Raw genomic sequence first — 640 nt, 5'->3', positions numbered from 1 at the left:
CCTAGGTGTTCACGTTCAACAATCGCAGTCTTGAAGCCGCATTGTGCTGCACGAATTGCAGTCACATATCCGCCAGGCCCAGAGCCAATCACAATTACATCATAAAGATTCGCCATAACAGTTCCTCCATAGATACATACAAAACGGATATGCATTCTTTAAATTCAAGATTGAAAACCAACACAACAGAATTTTCTTGTATTTTTTTATACCAAACTCACTACACATGCCTTTATCAGATAAGAAAAAACGGCAATAAAACTACTTACACTCTCTGAACTGCTTGCATCCCATAACATTACTATATCTCACACAATTTACGTGAAGCGTTTTTAAACAGCTCAAATTAACATTGCCAATGGATTTTCAATTATTTTCTTAAAGGTCCGCATAAGCTCCGCTGCTAATGCACCATCAACAGCACGATGATCAGCAGAAAGTGTGACCGACATAATTGTTGCAACCCCTAATGCATCATTCTTAACAACGGCACGTTTTTCACCCGCACCAATCGCAAAAATCGTTGCATGTGGCGGATTAAGAATAGCAGAAAAACTTTTCACTCCATACATGCCCATATTTGATATAGCCGTTGTTCCTCCTTGATACTCTTCCATTTTTAATTTGCATTCACGTGCAC

The 640-nt window shown here is 39.1% G+C and carries 2 protein-coding genes; both read right to left on the bottom strand.

Features of this window, described 5'->3' with window-relative positions; all coding sequences use genetic code 11:
* Nucleotides 1–116: FAD-binding protein (locus ACFIK8_RS12045; RefSeq protein ID WP_375669564.1), on the bottom strand; the 116-nt coding region annotated here is incomplete at its 3' end.
* 225 nt (nt 117–341) lie between these two features.
* On the bottom strand, nt 342–640 hold a 299-nt coding region (locus tag ACFIK8_RS12040; protein ID WP_375669563.1), incomplete at its 5' end, for a 2-oxo acid dehydrogenase subunit E2.

This window comes from Bartonella sp. MR168JLCBS (genome assembly GCF_042194175.1).
The sequence above is the reverse complement of the archived record's forward strand: the minus strand, read 5'-3'. Positions and strand labels throughout refer to the sequence as shown.